Origin of the sequence: Burkholderia sp. AU31652, from assembly GCF_002223155.1 — a bacterium.
Taxonomy (GTDB): domain Bacteria; phylum Pseudomonadota; class Gammaproteobacteria; order Burkholderiales; family Burkholderiaceae; genus Burkholderia.
In genome coordinates this window covers 2,342,745-2,359,037 of sequence record NZ_NKFG01000005.1, presented here as the reverse complement: position 1 = coordinate 2,359,037, position 16,293 = coordinate 2,342,745, and the positions used below count along the sequence as shown (strand labels likewise).

The 16,293-nt window shown below is 67.9% G+C and carries 17 protein-coding genes; 9 read left to right on the top strand and 8 right to left on the bottom strand.

Going from position 1 to position 16,293, the window contains the following annotated elements; all coding sequences use genetic code 11:
- Positions 1-26: 26 nt before the first annotated feature.
- Positions 27-473 (bottom strand): MarR family winged helix-turn-helix transcriptional regulator, encoded by a 447-nt coding sequence (locus CFB40_RS28180; RefSeq protein WP_089426978.1) that lies wholly within the window; start codon positions 471-473, stop codon positions 27-29.
- Positions 474-649: 176 nt separating this feature from the next.
- On the opposite strand from CFB40_RS28180, the gene CFB40_RS28175 reads away from it, so the two are divergent.
- Positions 650-1,156 carry a hypothetical protein gene (locus CFB40_RS28175; RefSeq protein ID WP_143329898.1) on the top strand — a complete coding sequence of 169 codons (507 nt, stop codon included), beginning with the start codon at positions 650-652 and terminating at the stop codon, positions 1,154-1,156.
- Between the two features lie 144 nt (positions 1,157-1,300).
- Here CFB40_RS28175 and CFB40_RS28170 read toward each other — a convergent pair whose 3' ends face one another.
- Positions 1,301-2,677 (bottom strand): ATP-binding protein, encoded by a 1,377-nt coding sequence (locus CFB40_RS28170; protein WP_089433033.1) that lies wholly within the window; start codon positions 2,675-2,677, stop codon positions 1,301-1,303.
- Positions 2,674-3,336, bottom strand: coding sequence for a response regulator (locus CFB40_RS28165; protein ID WP_089433340.1), 663 nt, complete (start codon positions 3,334-3,336; stop codon positions 2,674-2,676). The genes CFB40_RS28170 and CFB40_RS28165 overlap by 4 nt, the downstream gene beginning before the upstream one ends.
- 232 nt (positions 3,337-3,568) lie before the next feature.
- On the opposite strand from CFB40_RS28165, the gene CFB40_RS28160 reads away from it, so the two are divergent.
- The 5 genes from CFB40_RS28160 to CFB40_RS28140 all read left to right on the top strand — a co-directional run bounded on the left by CFB40_RS28160 (position 3,569) and on the right by CFB40_RS28140 (position 8,217).
- Positions 3,569-3,922: a YgiW/YdeI family stress tolerance OB fold protein gene (locus CFB40_RS28160; RefSeq protein ID WP_089426982.1), complete on the top strand. Its 354-nt coding sequence runs from the start codon at positions 3,569-3,571 to the stop codon at positions 3,920-3,922.
- A 55-nt stretch (positions 3,923-3,977) separates the two neighbouring features.
- On the top strand, positions 3,978-4,838 hold the full coding sequence (locus CFB40_RS28155) for a MurR/RpiR family transcriptional regulator (protein ID WP_089426983.1): 861 nt from the start codon (positions 3,978-3,980) through the stop codon (positions 4,836-4,838).
- A 55-nt stretch (positions 4,839-4,893) separates the two neighbouring features.
- Complete coding sequence (locus CFB40_RS28150; protein WP_089433032.1) at positions 4,894-5,319, top strand: GNAT family N-acetyltransferase; 426 nt, start codon at positions 4,894-4,896, stop codon at positions 5,317-5,319.
- A gap of 194 nt (positions 5,320-5,513) precedes the next feature.
- Positions 5,514-7,181: an ankyrin repeat domain-containing protein gene (locus tag CFB40_RS28145; protein WP_089433031.1), complete on the top strand. Its 1,668-nt coding sequence runs from the start codon at positions 5,514-5,516 to the stop codon at positions 7,179-7,181.
- A 175-nt stretch (positions 7,182-7,356) separates the two neighbouring features.
- Positions 7,357-8,217 carry an isocitrate lyase/PEP mutase family protein gene (locus CFB40_RS28140; RefSeq protein ID WP_089433030.1) on the top strand — a complete coding sequence of 287 codons (861 nt, stop codon included), beginning with the start codon at positions 7,357-7,359 and terminating at the stop codon, positions 8,215-8,217.
- Positions 8,218-8,288: 71 nt separating this feature from the next.
- Here CFB40_RS28140 and CFB40_RS39250 read toward each other — a convergent pair whose 3' ends face one another.
- Positions 8,289-8,417 carry a hypothetical protein gene (locus CFB40_RS39250; RefSeq protein WP_256976909.1) on the bottom strand — a complete coding sequence of 43 codons (129 nt, stop codon included), beginning with the start codon at positions 8,415-8,417 and terminating at the stop codon, positions 8,289-8,291.
- Positions 8,418-8,554: 137 nt separating this feature from the next.
- Here CFB40_RS39250 and CFB40_RS28135 point away from each other — a divergent pair, with 137 nt between their 5' ends.
- Both CFB40_RS28135 and CFB40_RS28130 read left to right on the top strand, forming a co-directional pair.
- Positions 8,555-8,821 (top strand): YodC family protein, encoded by a 267-nt coding sequence (locus CFB40_RS28135; RefSeq protein WP_089426987.1) that lies wholly within the window; start codon positions 8,555-8,557, stop codon positions 8,819-8,821.
- Between the two features lie 101 nt (positions 8,822-8,922).
- Positions 8,923-10,098: a cytochrome P450 gene (locus tag CFB40_RS28130; RefSeq protein ID WP_089433029.1), complete on the top strand. Its 1,176-nt coding sequence runs from the start codon at positions 8,923-8,925 to the stop codon at positions 10,096-10,098.
- 15 nt (positions 10,099-10,113) lie between these two features.
- Here the strand turns inward: CFB40_RS28130 and CFB40_RS28125 are convergent, their stop codons facing one another.
- Together CFB40_RS28125 and CFB40_RS28120 are read right to left on the bottom strand one after the other, a co-directional pair.
- A complete protein-coding gene (locus CFB40_RS28125) occupies positions 10,114-10,440 on the bottom strand; it encodes a superinfection immunity protein (RefSeq protein WP_011354384.1) in 327 nt (108 codons plus the stop codon).
- A gap of 101 nt (positions 10,441-10,541) precedes the next feature.
- On the bottom strand, positions 10,542-10,961 hold the full coding sequence (locus CFB40_RS28120; RefSeq protein WP_089433028.1) for a rhodanese-like domain-containing protein: 420 nt from the start codon (positions 10,959-10,961) through the stop codon (positions 10,542-10,544).
- A 110-nt stretch (positions 10,962-11,071) separates the two neighbouring features.
- Between CFB40_RS28120 and ftrA the strand changes: the two genes are divergently transcribed.
- Complete coding sequence (gene ftrA, locus CFB40_RS28115; protein ID WP_011354386.1) at positions 11,072-12,046, top strand: transcriptional regulator FtrA; 975 nt, start codon at positions 11,072-11,074, stop codon at positions 12,044-12,046.
- 160 nt (positions 12,047-12,206) lie between these two features.
- On the opposite strand, the gene CFB40_RS28110 is transcribed toward ftrA, so the two are convergent.
- Together CFB40_RS28110 and adiC are read right to left on the bottom strand one after the other, a co-directional pair.
- Entirely contained in the window at positions 12,207-14,546 is a 2,340-nt protein-coding gene (locus CFB40_RS28110) for an Orn/Lys/Arg decarboxylase N-terminal domain-containing protein (protein WP_089433027.1), read from the bottom strand.
- 3 nt (positions 14,547-14,549) lie between these two features.
- Positions 14,550-16,082: an arginine/agmatine antiporter gene (gene adiC, locus CFB40_RS28105; protein WP_089433026.1), complete on the bottom strand. Its 1,533-nt coding sequence runs from the start codon at positions 16,080-16,082 to the stop codon at positions 14,550-14,552.
- Between the last annotated feature and the right edge of the window lie 211 nt (positions 16,083-16,293).

Below are 16,293 nucleotides of genomic sequence, written 5' to 3'. Positions count from 1 at the left end.
TATGGGTGACCGGGGTGATTGAACGTTCACGTCGATGCATCGGCGCCATGTGCACGGGACATCGCCGACAGCACGCGGATCGCCGCATCCAGGTCAGCCGAACTGAAATCGCCGGCGATGTCGCGGACATGCTGTTGCCACTGCCCGACCACGGCCTGATAGGCCGCCTCGCCGCGTGGCGTCAGCGCGTACAAAGGGGAACGCTTGTGTGCCGGATTGGGTAGCGACTCAACCAGCCCTTCGTCGGTCAGCACGTTGATCTGCTTCAGCACCGCCTGCCGCGTGATGCCCATCGCGTCGGCGATCTGCGGGATGTTCGGGGCTTCCGGCGCCAGCGAGATGGCGCCCAGCACCTGCCAGCGCGCACTGGTCAGGCCGTGCGGCCCGGCAAAGGTGTTGCCCCATTCGATCAGCAGGCCGTTCAAGCGGAATACGGACAGCGCGACGGTGGTCAACTTCGCGGATTTCGTCATGTTCGATACGCAGGATGAATTGACAACTACTTTACGTATTAGACAACTAGTTGTCAATTTTGCGATTAAACGTCACGGAACGAGGCCGGGTAGATAAACTGGCGATGCGATCCGGCACCGGTAACATTTGCCGCGCCGGATCGCAGGCCAACAATAAGGAACCTGGAGAGAAATCAGTGAGAATGATCTGGAAATCGATCGCCGTGCCGTTGATGGCGGCGGTATGCGGCACGAGTGCGCATGCCTGTCAGCCGGCCTATCGTCACACCGAGTATTTCGGCGAGCGCGCCTACCTGAGCGAACAAATTCGCGACAAGGTGCTCGACGACATCCGTGCCAATCACTACACCGTCATCGAGCCGCAAATCGGCTTGCTGTTCTATCCGATCGTCAGAAAGGGCAACGCGATCTACCTCGGCAACCAGCCGATCGCGACGGAGAAGGACTCGTTCTGGTATCTCGGGCACGGCTATTACCAGTTGAACGGCCAGCTCTATTACATGGGCGAGCGAGTCGGTGCGAATCCGAGCGGAGGCACCGTCGTCGTTCATGTCGAGGATCGCACGCGCCCGAGGCCGGACGACTATCCGAAGGGGCGACTGTATTGCCGTGTCGAGCATCACGCCAGCATCCTCGAAACCTCGACCGGCCTGCGGATCGAGCGAATCGTCGACGACAACTGAGGCGGGTGCGTAGCTGACCCGGCGTGGCGCATTTGCCGCGCACGACTGGCAAACCCTTTCGGATCAACGGCTTGGTGTCGTTAATGGAAGGTTGTCCACAAGCTTGCCAACATAATCTGTGGAAAAGCCGTGCGTCGCGCGGCGTCAGGTCGGCTGCGGAAAGCGCACCGTGACGGTCAGCCCGCGTCCGCCGTGCGTGGTGCCGAGCGCGACCGTCGCGCGATGCTGTTCGGCGATCCGCTTGACGATCGACAGCCCGAGCCCGCTGCCCGACGACGTGACGGCCTGCGCGCCTTCACCGCGATAGAAGCGCTCCCACACGTCGTTGCGTTCGGCTTCCGGGATCCCGGGGCCGTCGTCGGCGACTTCGAGCACGGGCGTCGTGCCGTCGATCCGCGCGGACACATCGACGCGCGCACCGGCGCCCGCATAGCGGATCGCGTTGTCGACGAGGTTGTTCAGCAGCACACGCAACGTGTCTGCATTGCCCGACGTCATCACCGGCGTCGACACGATCGCGCCGAGATCGATCCGGTGCGCGTCGGCGACGCGCGTGCGATCCGATACCACCGACCGGCACAGCGCGGCGAGATCGACGGGCGCCGATGCGGAAGCGGCCGCCTGCGCGTCGGGCTCGAGGCGCGCGAGCGTCAGCAACTGCTCGGCGAGGTGGCCGAGGCGCGTCGTGCCCGCCTGGATCTGCGCGAGGATGTGCTCGCGTTCCTCGGCGGTCGCCGCGCGCCGCAGCAGCTGCGACTGGATCGACAGCCCCATGATCGGCGTGCGCAACTCGTGTGCGGCATCGGCGATGAAGTGGCGCTGCAGCGTGAACGAGCGGTCGAGGCGCGCGAGCAGGTCGTTGATCGCTTCGGCGAGCGGGCGGACTTCGTTCGGCATCGCGCCCACATCGACCGGTTCCAGATTGTTCGCATTCCTTCGTTTGAGGCCGGATGCAATCGTGCGCAGCGGCCGCAGCCCCGCGCCGATGCCGAACCACAGGCCGATCGCGAGCAGCGGCAGCATCGAGAACACCGGCCACAGCAGGTGCACGGCGATGCCCGCGATCGCTTCCCATCGCGCGTGGCGTGCCTGCGCGAGCCGGATCGTCGTGCCGCCGCGCTCGGTCACATAGGTGCGCCACGGCTGGCCATCGACGTCGACGCTCGCGATGCCTTTCTGCTCGGGCGGCGGCAGTTTCGAATCGCGGTCGGTCGAATACACGAGCGCGCCGTTGCGCCACACCTGCAGCAGCACGGCGTCGGGATCGCTCGCTTCGAAGCCGTGCTTGCCGTTGGCATGGTTGCTGAACGACAGTTCGCCGTTCGGGCCGACGACGATCTGCTTCGACATGCTGCGCATCTGGTCGTCGAGCAGGTCGTCGAGTTCGCGCAGTGCGCCCCAGTAGGTGCCCGCACTCGCGACGAGGCCGATCACGCACGCGGCCGGCATCAGCCACGTCAGCAGGCGCCGCCGCAGCGACGCGTTGCGCCAGCGCGCGATCGCCCGTTGGATGCGCGTCATGCGCCGTCACCGATCCGGTAGCCGACGCCGCGCACCGTGCGGATCATGTCGTGGCCGAGTTTCTTGCGCAGGTTGTGAATATGCACCTGCACGGCGTTGCTCTCGATTTCCTCGCCCCAGCTGTACAGCCGTTCCTCGAACTGCTCGCGCGAGATCACCGCGCCCGGGTCGCGCATCAGCTCGTGCAGCAGCACGAACTCCTTCGGCGACAGCGGCACTTCGTCGTCGTTGAGCCAGACGAGGTGCTTGACGGGGTCGAGCCGCAGCGGGCCGATCACGAGCGTCGTCTGCGCGCGGCCCGCATGGCGGCGGGTCACGGCGCGGATGCGGGCGAGCAGTTCGTCGAGCTCGAACGGCTTGACGAGATAGTCGTCCGCGCCGCTGTCGAGGCCCGCGATGCGGTCGGGCACGCCGTCGCGCGCGGTAATGATGATCGCGGGGAGGGTCTCGTCGCGGCGGCGCAGCGCGGCGAGCACCGACAGGCCGTCGCGGTTCGGCAGCCCGAGATCGAGCAGCAGCAGGCCGTAGCCGGTCGCGCGCAGCGCGAGCGACGCGGCTTCGCCGTCTTTCACCCAGTCGACCGCGAAGCCTTCCTGTTTGAGGCCCTGTTCGAGCCCGCTTCCGATCAGCGGATCGTCCTCGACGAGCAATACGCGCATGAATTCGTGTCTCTTCAACGGGGCGCCGTGGCACCCGGGGTTCCCATGATAAGCGCCCGTGTCTTAGGCGCAGCTTAAATGCGGGCGGCGCGCGGCGGGCGCTCCCGTGCGTCCGATGCGGCACCGCGTCGCTTCCGGGCGACCTTCAGGTTTGCTTAATCTTACGGTCCGTAATCTGGCGCCGTCGCGTTCAACGGGGCGCGGCGTCACATCGAAGAAGAGGACCACGATCATGAAACACCTGGCCAGAATCCTGACGGTTGCGCTCGCCACGCTGCCCGCCGCCGTCTACGCGCAATACACGGGGCCGTCCACGCTGACCACGACCACCGTGAAGGAGCTGCTCGCGAACGGCAAGGACGACCAGCACGTGCAGCTGCAGGGCCGCATCGTCAAGCATGTCGGCGGCGAGGATTACGAATTCGCCGATGCGACCGGCACGATCCGCGTCGAGATCGACCGCAAGCTGTGGGCGGCCGGCCAGCCCGTCAGCGACAAGAACGAAGTGAAGGTGACCGGCGAATTCGAGCGCAAATGGTCGGGCAGCGTGAAGGTCGACGCCGATCACGTCGAAGTGCTGCGCTGACCGGTGCGCGCGGGGCCGGTGATACCATGGACGACCGGTTCCCGTTCCCACCAAGATGGCCGCCAATTTCGACGAACTCGCGTCCCGGATCCGGGCGCAATTTTCCGAGCTGAGCCCGCAATTCCAGGCGGGCGCTGCCTTCCTGCTCGATCATCCCGACGAAGTCGCCACCTCGTCGATGCGCAAGGTCGCCCAGCGCGCGCAGGTGCAGCCCGCCTCGCTCGTGCGGCTCGCGCAGCAATTCGGTTTCCCCGGCTGGAACGAGCTGCGCGACCTGTGCGTGGCACGCGTGCGCACGCGCCCCGAGCCGCTCACGCAGCGGGCACGCTCGCTCGTGCGGCCCGACGCGCAGGCGTCGCTCGCGCACGACCTGCTCGCCGCGCAACAACACAACCTGTCGGCCACCGCTGCGCAGAACGAGCACGCGCTCGCCGATGCCGCGAAACTGATCCGCAAGGCGTCGCACGTGCACGTCGCGGGGTTTCGCTCGTGTTATCCGGTCGCGTTCGGCTTCGTGTACGGCTACCGGCTGTTCCGTCCGACCGTGTCGCTGCTCAATGGCGTCGCCGGTTCGCTCGAGATGGAGCTGCGCACGATCGCGAAGCAGAGCGTGACCGTCGTCGTCAGCTTCGCGCCGTATTCGCAGGAAGCGACGCGCGTCGCGCAGGCCGCGAAGGCGCAGGGCAGCCGGATCGTCGCGATCACCGACAGCGCGGTGTCGCCGATCGCACTGCACGCGGATGCGCAGCTGATCTTCACGCACGACAGCCCGTCGTTCTTTCCGTCGCTGGTCGCCGCGCATGCGATGGCCGAAGCGCTGGTCGCGCAGTTGCTGGCGCTCGAAGGCAGCGATGCGATCGCGGCGCTCGAGCGCACGGAAGCGGAACTGCACGCGAAGGGCGCTTACGTCGTCTGACGCGGTGCGTGCGGCGTCGCTCCTTCCTCATTCAGGATTCAAGCGGATTCAACCGATGACGTTCACATACGAGGTGACGGACGCGGGCGACGCGAACGTGCGCAAGCAGATCGTCGCGCCGCTCATCCGGTTCAACGAAAGCCAGGCGGGCCCGATCGACGCGCGTCCGCTGGCCGTGGTCGTGACCGATGGCGAGGGCGCGGTGGTCGGTGGCCTGTGGGGCAGCACGGCGTACGGCTGGCTGCATGTCGACCTGCTCGTGGTGCCCGAGGCCGCGCGCGGCCAGGGCGCGGGCACGCGCATCATGGATCTGGCCGAGGCGGAAGCCGTCGCGCGCGGCTGCCACAGCGCGTGGCTCGACACGTTCGACTTCCAGGCACGGCCGTTCTACGAGACACGCGGCTATGTCCGCTTCGGGGAGCTGCCGGATTATCCGGTCGGACACGCGCGCATTTTCCTGACGAAGCAGCTCGCGGGCTGAGTGTCGCCCGCCGCATGGCGCGGCGCGGTTGACGTCGCCGCCGGCCGTCGCCTAGGATACCGGGCAGCGATGCAGGTCGCTTCCGGGTCCGCGGAAAGGGTTGAACCCACCTGTCGCAGCAAATTCAGCTTTCCCCCTGTCCTTTGTGCTGGCGGTATTGCGGACCTTCGGCCATTCACTGCACGAGGATTCGCATGAAAAAGCTGCCTCCCAAGGCCCATCCCGATCATCTGAAAAAGCAGGCCAAGGCGTTGTTGCGCCTGTACCGGCAAGGCGACGCCGATGCCGTCGCACGATTTATCCGGTTTCTCCCTGCCGCCGCGAACCGCACGCACGACGAAGCGCTCGCGCTCGGGCTTCGGCTGCATGACGCGCAATCGTGCATCGCGCGCGAGTACGGCTTTGCGTCATGGGCCGATCTCGGCGCGTTCGTCGAAACGCATGCGCTGGCGGGGCAACAGCGCGCGCAGCTGGTCCGGCGCTGGCTCGACCTGGCGTACGGCGGCGACGTGACCGGTGGCGTCGACGCGCCCCGGCCGCGCGTCGCCGCGCAATTGTTGCTCGACCATCCCGAGCTCGTCGCGGACGATCCGACCATCGCCTGCGCGGCCGGCGACCTCGACGCCGTGAAGGCGGCGCTGGGCGCCGATCCCGGCTGGATCGCGCGCGCCGGCGGCCCGTTGAAGCTGCCGCCATTGGTCGCCGTCACGCATTCGCGGCTCGGGCAGCTTCCCGAGTTCGCCGCCAGGCTGCGCGCCTGCGCGCGTCTTCTGCTCGATGCCGGCGCCGATCCGAACCAGCGGATCGGCAACCGCTTTCCGCCTGCGTCGCTCGCCGAACCCGACGAAGCGGGGCCGCTGTCGGCGCTGTACGGCGCGGCGGGCGTCAATCGCGATCCGGTTCTCACCGCGATGCTGCTGGAAGCCGGCGCCGACCCGAACGACGGCGAATCGCTGTATCACTCGGTGGAGCATCCGGCCTGCACGCGCGTGCTGCTCGAACACGGCGCGCGGGTGGGCGGGACGAATGCGTTGCGGCGCGCGTTCGACATGCGCGATGCCGACGCGCTCGAACTGCTGCTCGCGCATGGCGGCGACCCGAACGAGCCGCCCGGCGCGGGGCTCGCGCAAACCTGGGGCGCACCGTTGTTGCGAGCGATCGGCGTGCGCTGCTCGGCGCGCCACGTCGCCGCGCTGCTGGCGGCCGGCGCCGATCCCCGCGCGCAAACGCCGACAGGCATCAGTGCGTACCGGCTGGCGATGCAGACCGGGCTGTCCGACGTCGCGGCCTTGTTGCGGGCGGCCGGCGCGGAGGAGGCGCTCGACGCGGCGGACGCGTTCGTGGCGGCCTGCGCGCGCGCCGACGCCGACGATGCGCGGCGCATCCAGGCGCGGCATCCCGAACTGCCCGGCGCGCTGCCCGCTGAACGGCTGCGGTTGCTGCCGGACGCCGCCGCATGGGGTTCGGGCGACGCGGTGAAGGTCATGGTCGAACTGGGCTGGCCGATCGCCGCGCGCGGCGGCGACTGGGACGCGAGTGCGCTGAATCACGCGGTGTTCCGCGGCGACGCGGACTTGCTGGCGTTCCTGCTCGCGCACGGCGCGAACTGGCGCGACCTGCACGGGTTCGGGAGCGACGCGCTCGGCACGTTGTCGTGGGCATCGGTCAACGAACCGGAGCAGGTCGGCGCGGCCGACTGGGAGGCATGCGCGCGGGTGCTGCTCGCGCACGGCGTGCCGCACGCCACGCGGGATCCGTCGAATCCGGACGACGTGCTGATCGACGGCCGCGCGATGCGCTTCTCCGAGGCCGTCACCGACGTGTTGCTCGGCATCGACGGCGGGCCGGCCGCATCGATCTGAACAATCGTGGGCCGGCGGCGGGCAGGCGGCGGCGCCGGCCCGCTCGTGGCCGGCTGCGGGCGTGCGGTCGGCGTGCCGGGTTTTCCCGGTCGCGCGACGACATTTCGGCGAACGCTGAAACGTCGCGTGCACGACCGGCGTAAGCTCGGTCGTCACCTTCCTTCCGGAGTCCGCGATGACCCGTTCCGACCTGCAAGCCCGCCAAGCCGAAGCCTTCCGCGCCCTGCATGCGCGCCCCGGCGCCTTCATCATCCCGAACCCGTGGGACGCCGGCACCGCGCGACTGCTCGCGATGGCCGGCTTCGAGGCGCTCGCGACCACGAGTGCCGGCTACGCGTTTTCGAAAGGGCAGCCCGACAACGCGATCGACCGCGACGCGATGCTCGATCACATCGCCGAGATCGTCGCCGCGGGCGGCTTGCCCGTCAGCGCGGATCTGGAGAACGGCTTCGGCGACGCGCCCGACACGGTGGCCGAAACGATCCGGCTCGCGGCCGAGGCCGGCGCGGTGGGCGGCTCGATCGAGGACGCGACGGGCCGCGCCGATGCGCCGATCTATGCCCGCGATGCGGCGATCGAGCGTATCGCGGCGGCCGTCGCCGCGGCACGCGCGCTGCCGTTTCCGTTCACGCTGACGGCGCGCTGCGAAAACTACCTGCATGGCCGCCACGACCTCGCGGACACGATCGCGCGGCTCGTCGCCTATCGCGATGCGGGCGCCGACGTGCTGTACGCGCCGGGCATCACCGATGCGGACGACATCGCGGCGGTGACGCAGGCGGTCGGCGCGCCCGTGAACGTCGTGATGGGGCTGCAGGGCGGCTTGCTGAGCCTCGACGCGCTGGCGGCGCTCGGCGTGAAGCGCGTGAGCGTCGGCGGCGCGCTGGCGCGGGCCGCGCTCGGCGCGTTTCTGCGCGCGGCGAAGGAGATGGCGCAGGACGGCACGTTTACGTTTACGCAAGCTGCCGTGCCCGGGCGCGATATCAACCGCTGGTTTGCGTCACCCGATAATTCGCCGGTTTTGTTCGGGGAATGAGCGCAGATAAATGGTGGGATCGTTTCCAGTCGAAAGCCGATTGACAATAATCAACGGATTTCGCGTCTGAATTAAACATCGGTGACGACGAAAAATACATCGTCTATTCTCCGCATTCCCGCCCGTTCGGCTGGCGCCGGCGCATAAGCCGCGCCGGACCGGCCGATCGGGCGATCGCCGTGCGCGTCGATGCCGCGCATTGTTGCATTTCCTCGGTCAGTATGTTTTTGACCGCGGGAGTTGCCGGCTGATTATTTGATTGATAATCTGCGGCACGTTCGAAAGGACAGTGGGTGGTCCGCCGGGAATATCGATATATATAAATGCTGAGAGAGCGATGACGAACCGAGAAAATCAACGCGTCAGGTTTCGCGTCGGCGATGTCGTGACGCTGAAGACGGGCGGGCCACGCATGACCGTCACCTATGCCGGGCCGGTCGTATTCGACGACGGCGACTGGCTGATCTGCCAGTGGTTCGACGAAAACGGCGAATTCCGGCAGGAAATGTTCCCTCACGACACCGTGGTGGCCGAGCCGCGCGCGATTTCGGCAGGGCGCGTTCGCATGCGGATGCAGTCGCATCGCTACCGGTCGGCTGCCTGACGATCCGCTGTCGTCGCGATGCCGCCACGCCCGATACCCGCGCCGCGACATTTCACGTCAGCCCGAAACATGCGGCCGTGCACTGCGCCGATACTGTCTGCATGAACCCGACCGATCCCATCGCAGCGGTCACGCACCGCGATCCCTATCCCTATTATGCGGCGCTCGTCGACGGGCCGCCGCTCGCGTTCGACGCCACGCTCGGCCTGTGGGTCGCGAGCCGCGCGGCCGCCGTGACGGCCGTGCTCGGCCATCCGGCCTGCCGGGTTCGCCCGCTGGACGCCCCCGTGCCGCCCGCATTGCGCGGCACGACGGCCGGCGCGCTGTTCGGCGAGCTGGTGCGCATGAACGACGGCGCGTTGCGGCACGACGTGCCGAAGCAGGCGCTGCGCACCGCGTTCGCGCCGATCGACACGGCGGCGCTGCGCGACCGTGCCGCGCGGATTGCCGCACGGCGCTTGCCGGCGCCGGGCGATGCCGGCGCGTTGAACGCGTGGTGCATGACGGTGCCCGTTTGCGCGGTTGCCGATCTGCTCGGCTTCGACGAGACGCAGCTCGACGGTATCGCGGCGCAGGTCGTCGATTTCGTCGCCGCGCTGTCGCCATTGTCGGATGCCGCGGCACTGGCCCGCGCGAGCGACGCTGCGCGAGCGCTGCTCGACCGGATGACGGCGCGCGTCGCGCAGACGCAGGCGCACGACGGCACGCTCGTTGCCGCCGTGCAGCAGGCGGCCCGCGCGTCGGGCTGGCACGCGAGCGGCGCGCTGGTCGCGAATCTCGTCGGGCTGCTGTCGCAGACCTGCGAGGCGACCGCCGCGTGGCTCGGCAATACGCTGGTGGCGTGGAACGGGGAAGCGGGGGCGCGCGCCGCGCGCGTCACGCCGGACGATGCCGCGCTCGACGCATTCGTTGCCGAAGTCGGGCGCTTCGATTCACCGGTGCAGAACACGCGCCGCTTCGTCGCATCGCGCACGACGATCGAAGGCGTGAGCGTCGAAGCGGGCGACGCGATTCTCGTCGTGCTCGCCGCCGCGAACCGCGACCCGGCCGTGCATCGCGATTCGCAACGGTTCACCCCTGGCCGCGCGGCCGGGCCGAATTTCGGTTTCGGCACGGGGCCGCATGGTTGCCCGGGCGAGCGGATCGCGCGGGCGGTGACGGCGGGCGCGTTCGGGGCATGGCTGCGTGCGGGCGGCGTACCGCCGCACGGCGCGCTGGCGTGGGACTACCGCGCGTCGACCAACGTCAGGATGCCGAAGTTCGACGCGGTACGCTGAAGGGGAAAAAGGGACTTAGCGGCAACCTTGTTTCTCCGCCCATTGCTCCTGGGCGGCAACGCGGCGCTGCACGCGTTCGACGAGGCCGGTCGAGAAGGTTCGCATGCTGATGCCACGGCGCTTCGCGAGGATCGTCTGCGCGACGTCGGTGCGCGGGTTCGGCTGGCAGGCCCAGTACAGCGTCATCAGCCAGCCGATGCCGGTCCACCCGAACAGCGCGTTGAACATCGCGACCGTCAGTTTGTCGTGCCGGCCACGCCGGTCGGCAATGACCGCCGGCAGAAAATAGATCGCGATCGCGGCCACCGAACCGGCCACTTGAATCAGGACTGCGTTCTGCATGTTGCTGCTCCATCCGAACTGCAATGGAACCGAGTATCGCGCTTTTTCCGTTTGCGTGCAGGCCGTGGCCAAGCAATTGATTGTTGCGATTTTAATGACGATCAGCCGGCTTCGGCGTCCGCCGGCTGCACTTCGTTGCTCAGCGCGAAACCTTCGTCGAGCCAGCCCGTCACGCCGCCGATCATCAGCTTGACCGGCCGGCCGAGGCGCGCGAGCTGGATCGCCGCGCGTGCGGCGCCGTTGCAGTGCGGGCCCGCGCAGTAGACGACGAACAGCGTGCAGGCCGGATAGCCGGCGAGCTTGCTCTCGATGATCTTGCGGCGCGGCAGGTTGCGCGCGCCGGGCACGTGGCCGGCGGCGAACTGATCGGGGCCGCGCACGTCGAGCAGCACGAAATCGGGCGCGCCCGATGCGAGCGCGTCGTGCACGTCCCAGCAATCGGTCTCGAAGCGCAGCGATGCCTCGAAATGCGCAAGGGCGGCGGGGCTGTCGGCGGCGGGCACGTCGGTGACGTAGGACATGGCAGGTTCTCCTGAAGATTGCGTGGAACGCGGTGGAATGAGGGGCAGTATCGCGGTTCGGCGCGTTTCGCGGCAGTGGCGCGATCGACAAGTTCCGGTAACATCGCGCCATGCACAATCATCTCGTCGTCGCGCTCGCCTACGATCGCCTCTGCACGTTCGAATTCGGCTGCGTGGTCGAACTGTTCGCCCTCGAACGCCCCGAGCTCGGGGTCGACTGGTATCGCTTCGCGGTCTGCGCGAGCGAGCCGGGGCCCGTGCGCGCGGCGGGCGGGATCACGGTCGCCGCGCCCTATCGGCTCGCGACGCTCGATCGCGCCGACACCATCGTGATTCCCGGTTGGCGCGATCCGGACGAACTGCCGCCGGAGCCGCTGCTGAAGAAACTGCGGGCCGCGCATCGTCGCGGCGCGCGGCTCTGCTCGATCTGTTCGGGCGTGTTCGTGCTGGCCGCGGCCGGCGTGCTCGACGGCCTCACGGTGACGACCCACTGGCGTTATGCGGAGAAACTGCAGGCACGCTATCCGGCGCTGCGCGTGAATCCCGATGCGCTGTACGTCGACGAAGGGCAGGTGATCACCTCGGCCGGATCGGCGGCGGGGCTCGACATGCTGCTGCATCTCGTGCGCCGCGATCATGGCGGCGCGATCGCGAACCGGGTCGCGCAGCGCCTCGTGCTGCCGCCGCATCGTGACGGCGGGCAGGCGCAGTTCGTGCCGCGCCCGGTCGCGCCGGGCGGCACCGACCGGCTCGCGAAGCTGATCGACTGGATGCGCGCGCATGCGGCCGAGCCGCATACGCTCGCGTCGCTCGCCGCGCAGGCCGCGATGAGCACGCGCACGCTGCAGCGTCAGTTCGCGGATGCAACGGGCATGTCGCCGCTCGCGTGGCTGATCCGCGAACGCGTGAACGTCGCGAAGGACATGCTCGAAGCGCATCCGGCGCTGTCGCTCGCGCAGGTCGCGGCGCGTGCGGGGTTCGGTTCCGAGGAATCGCTGCGCCGGCATTTCCGGCGTGTCGCGGCGACGAGCCCGGCCGCGTACCGGCGCGGGATGAGTCGCGGCGAAAGCGCACGGGACGCCTGAGCGCGGTACCGTTTCCTGTCGACGTTTTCTTCCGATGACACCGCAGTGGCGCAAGATCGCGCCTCACCGAGAGAGGCCGGCCGCCTGAGCGGCCGACGCCGGCTGCAAGTGGCGACGCGCGCCGCCGGGCGGCGGCACGGCGTCGGGTTGCGTTGCGTACTCAGCGCGTGCGGGTATCGCGCGCCTTCTGCTTGATGCACGCGATGCGATACACGCCATCCTCGACCTCGACACCGTGCGTGTCGTGCGTGAAGCCGGGGAAGCGCAGGTCGTACTGCTCGAGCGCCTTCAGGTAGCCGAGCAGCGGGCCGTCGGCCGGCCCCGCGTTCTCGCCGGGCATCAGCAGCGGAATGCCGGGCGGATAGGGCACGACGCCCGTCGCGACGGTGCGGCCTTCCATCTCCGCGAGCTCCAGCATCTCGATGTCGTTGTGCACCAGATGCTCGAACGCCTCGGCCGGGCTGTAGTCGGGCTTCGGCAGCGTCGAGAAGCCGCGCGACATCATCTCGGTCGTCTTCAGGTCGCTCATTGCGCTGAACATCAGGTCGCACAAGTCGCGCAGGCCGAGCTTGCCGTAGCGTTCCGGATAACGCGCGACGAGTTCGGGCAGCGCCTGTTCGAGCGGCGCGTTCGCATCGTAGTCGCGCTTGAAGTCGAGCAGCGTGTTGACGAGCGTGCCCCACTTGCCCTTCGTCACGCCGAGCGAGAACAGGAACAGGATCGTGAAGTCGGTCGTCTTCTCGACGACGATCCCGTGCCGGTCGAGATACGCGGTGACGACCGACGCCGGAATGCCGACCGGCATCAGCCCGCCGTGCGCCGCGACACCCGGCGTGACGATCGACACCTTGATCGGATCGAGCATGCAGTAGTCGTCCTCGATCTCGCCGAAGCCGTGCCACGTGTCGCCCGGATGCAGCACCCAGCACGACGGATCGGTGGCGAGCAGCGTCTCGTCCGCTTCGTGGAAGCGCACGCGCCGGCCCGTCTTGCGATCGACGACGCTATCGGGCTGCCAGCCGTTGAAGAACCAGTCGTTGTTCTCCGCGCATTCCGTATGCAGGCGCGCCAGCATCTGGCGGAACGCGACGGCCTCGCGGATCGCGTCGGTGGTCAGCGCCTCGCCGCCGGGGCCGTCCATCATCGCGGCGCTCACGTCATTCGACGCGATGATCGCGTAGTTCGGCGACGTCGACGCATGCATCATGTACGCCTCGTTGAAGCGGGCGTGCTCGATCGGGTTGCGGCCGTCGCGAACATGAATGAACGATGCCTGCGACAGCGCGGCGAGCAGCTTGTGCGTCGATTGCGTCGCAAACACGGTCGGCTTGCTCGCGTCGTGTTGCGACGGATCGCCGTGCATCGCATGACGGTCGCGATAGATCGGGTTGAAGCGCGCGTAGCCGTACCATGCCTCGTCGAAATGCAATCGATCGACGCTCTGGCCGAGCAGTGCCTCGACGCGCGCGACGTTGTAGCAGAGGCCGTCGTACGTCGAGTTCGTGATCAGCGCATGCACGGGCGTCGGGTCGATGCCGTCGCGGCCGCGCACGAGTGGGTTCGCGTCGATTGCGAGGCGCACGGCGGCGGCCGTCAGCCGCTCGGGCATGATCGGCCCGATGATCCCGTAGTGGTTGCGCGACGGAATCAGGTAGGTCGGAATCGCGCCCGACATCGTCATCGCGTGCTCGGCCGACTTGTGGCAGTTGCGGTCGCACAGCGCGACCTGGTTGCGCGTGACGCTCGCCATCAGGATCACGCGGTTCGACATCGACGAGCCGTTCGTCACGTGATACGTGCGATGCGCGCCGAACACGCGCGCCGCATAGCGTTCGCTTTCGCCGATCGGGCCCGAGTGATCGAGCAGCGAGCCGAGTTCGCCGACCGAGATCGACAGGTCGGAGCGGAACAGCGATTCGCCGAAGAATTCGAAGTATGCACGGCCGACCGGCGATTTCAGGAACGCGGTGCCGCCCGTGTGGCCCGGCGTGTGCCACGAGTATTCGTACACGCGGGAAAACTTCGCGAGCGCGCGGAACATCGGCGGCAGCACGGTTTCGCGGTAGCGCTCGATCGCGGCGACGATGCGGCCGCCGATGAACGCGGTGGTGTCCTCCAGCATCCAGATGAAGTCGTCGGCCTTGCGCATCGCGTCGACCGGAATCGCGGACGCGCTCGCGCGGCTCGCGAGCAGGAACACGGGCACGGTCGCGTTGCGTGCGCGCATCGCGTCGAGCACGGCCTGCGCGGGCGCATGGTCGGCGTCGTTGCCGAGTTCCCAGTTGAGCAGCAGGCACTGGATCGCCGGATCGGCGGCGACCACCGCGCACGCATCGTCGGCGGACGTCGCGATCACGACGTCGACGAGCCGCGAGCGCAGTTCCTCGGCAAGTGCCGTCGCGGCGCGCCCGGTGGCCGTGCGTTCATCGATGTCGTGCTGCACGAGCAGCGCCTTCATGCCGAGGCGGCGGAAGGCCGGTTGGGTCAAGGAAGCAGTCATTGTTTAATCCCCCGTTTGCTGGGTTGCCTGGACGCTCGCGGCAACGGCCGGCGAGCGCGCGTGAAGGGTGTCGGCCTGGTGACGGCCCACGGAGATCCAGAAGGTGGCGGCGAGCGCGGCGATGGTCACGCCGAGCGCGAGATAGCGCACCCAGCGCGGCGAGCGGCCGCCCGGATGGATGTGGGTTTCCTCGATCTCGCGCTGGCGGTTGATCGACAGCTCGTAGAAGACGATCGTCGCGACGACGAAGATCAGCGACCAGCGCGTTTGCTGGCCGTCGGAGCCGACCATTGCCCACAGCGCGTAGACGGCGCCGATCAGGCCGACGATCGTGTAGAACGTGAACTGGTGCGACGGCATCTTGCCGTAGCCGAGCACCTTGATCGCGATGCACGAGTAGATGTACGGCAAGAGCGTCATGATCACGGCGATCGACGCGATCTTGCCGAACTGCTCGCTGGCGCTGGGCGACATCGTCGCGAGCACCTGCACCGACATGATCAGCGCGACGATCGCGAGGCCCGCGGACGGCACGTTCTTCGAGTTCACGCGGGCGAACACGCCGGCGAACAGCCCGTCGTCGGCGGCCGCCTTCGCGGTCTGGCCGACCAGCAGCGTCCACCCCGCGAGCGAGCCGAGGCAGCCGAGCGCCGCGCAGATCGCGACCGCGTTCGCGGCCGTGTCGCCGAGCGCGAGGCGCGCGGCATCCGCGAACGGCGCGCTCGAGGCGAGCAGCGCCTTGTTCGGGATCATCCCCATGATCACGGTCGAGCTGAGCACGTAGCAGACGGCCGCGAGCACGACACCGCCGACGGTTGCGATCGGCACGTTGCGCGACGGGTTCTCGACGACGCCGGCCGATACCGACGCACTCTCGACGCCGATGAACGCCCACAGCGTGAAGTTCAGCGTCGCGCCGATCGCGCTGAAGCTGTTGGTGCCCGACACGTTCCAGCCGGCGAAGTACACGTCCTTGCTGAACCAGAACCAGCCGAACACGGCCATCCCGAGGATCGGCACGAGCGCGAAGATCGTCGTGACCGACTGCACGCGGCCGACGACGTTCGGCCCGAGGATGTTCGCGTACGTGAACAGCCAGATCACGAAGATCTGCGCGAGCGCGAACACGAGCGGATCCTTCAGGACCGGGAAGAAATGCGTGAGGTAGCCGAGGCCGGCGACCGCGAGGCCGACGTTGCCGAGCACGTTCGCGAGCCAGTAGATCAGGTTGGTCTGGTAGCCCATGTACGGGCCGAACGACTTGCGCGCATACGCATACGGGCCGCCGGCGGCCGGGTCGATCGCCGCGAGCTTCGCGAACACGAGCGCGAGCGACACGGCGCCGACGACGGTGATCAGCCAGCCGAAGATCGCGATGCCGCCGGTGGCGGCGAGGTTCGCGGGCAGCATGAAGACGCCGGAGCCCATCATGTTGCCCGCGACCATCAGCGTGGCGGGAATGACGCCGATTTTCGGCGCGGAAGCCGCGGCCGACGGGGCGGCGGCGCGGGAGGAGGACGAGCTGGCATCGGACATGCGACGCTCCTTGACGAGACGTGTTGCGGTTGAAGTGGCGCGGCGTGGCGCCGGTTGACGATTCCGGCATGAATCGTCGTTTTATTTAACGTTTTCATGTTATCGCCTTGGTGGTTTTTAATAAGGGTAAACGCCGGTATTTAATAACTTGAATATTGATGAATGTCATTGAAACCCGTGAATCGACGTTTGAGTTTGGGTGTGGGTGAGC

Excerpts from the sequence above, each read along its gene's own strand:
- CFB40_RS28160 (WP_089426982.1), top strand. The coding sequence starts at position 3,569 with ATGAAACACCTGGCCAGAATCCTGACGGTTGCGCTCGCCACGCTGCCC.
- CFB40_RS28135 (WP_089426987.1), top strand. The coding sequence starts at position 8,555 with ATGACGAACCGAGAAAATCAACGCGTCAGGTTTCGCGTCGGCGATGTC.
- CFB40_RS28170 (WP_089433033.1), bottom strand. The coding sequence starts at position 2,677 with ATGACGCGCATCCAACGGGCGATCGCGCGCTGGCGCAACGCGTCGCTG.
- CFB40_RS28150 (WP_089433032.1), top strand. The coding sequence starts at position 4,894 with ATGACGTTCACATACGAGGTGACGGACGCGGGCGACGCGAACGTGCGC.
- adiC (WP_089433026.1), bottom strand. The coding sequence starts at position 16,082 with ATGTCCGATGCCAGCTCGTCCTCCTCCCGCGCCGCCGCCCCGTCGGCC.
- CFB40_RS39250 (WP_256976909.1), bottom strand. The coding sequence starts at position 8,417 with ATGCGCGGCATCGACGCGCACGGCGATCGCCCGATCGGCCGGTCCGGC.
- CFB40_RS28180 (WP_089426978.1), bottom strand. The coding sequence starts at position 473 with ATGACGAAATCCGCGAAGTTGACCACCGTCGCGCTGTCCGTATTCCGC.
- CFB40_RS28155 (WP_089426983.1), top strand. The coding sequence starts at position 3,978 with ATGGCCGCCAATTTCGACGAACTCGCGTCCCGGATCCGGGCGCAATTT.
- CFB40_RS28145 (WP_089433031.1), top strand. The coding sequence starts at position 5,514 with ATGAAAAAGCTGCCTCCCAAGGCCCATCCCGATCATCTGAAAAAGCAG.
- CFB40_RS28130 (WP_089433029.1), top strand. The coding sequence starts at position 8,923 with ATGAACCCGACCGATCCCATCGCAGCGGTCACGCACCGCGATCCCTAT.
- CFB40_RS28140 (WP_089433030.1), top strand. The coding sequence starts at position 7,357 with ATGACCCGTTCCGACCTGCAAGCCCGCCAAGCCGAAGCCTTCCGCGCC.
- CFB40_RS28110 (WP_089433027.1), bottom strand. The coding sequence starts at position 14,546 with ATGACTGCTTCCTTGACCCAACCGGCCTTCCGCCGCCTCGGCATGAAG.
- ftrA (WP_011354386.1), top strand. The coding sequence starts at position 11,072 with ATGCACAATCATCTCGTCGTCGCGCTCGCCTACGATCGCCTCTGCACG.
- CFB40_RS28125 (WP_011354384.1), bottom strand. The coding sequence starts at position 10,440 with ATGCAGAACGCAGTCCTGATTCAAGTGGCCGGTTCGGTGGCCGCGATC.
- CFB40_RS28120 (WP_089433028.1), bottom strand. The coding sequence starts at position 10,961 with ATGTCCTACGTCACCGACGTGCCCGCCGCCGACAGCCCCGCCGCCCTT.
- CFB40_RS28165 (WP_089433340.1), bottom strand. The coding sequence starts at position 3,336 with ATGCGCGTATTGCTCGTCGAGGACGATCCGCTGATCGGAAGCGGGCTC.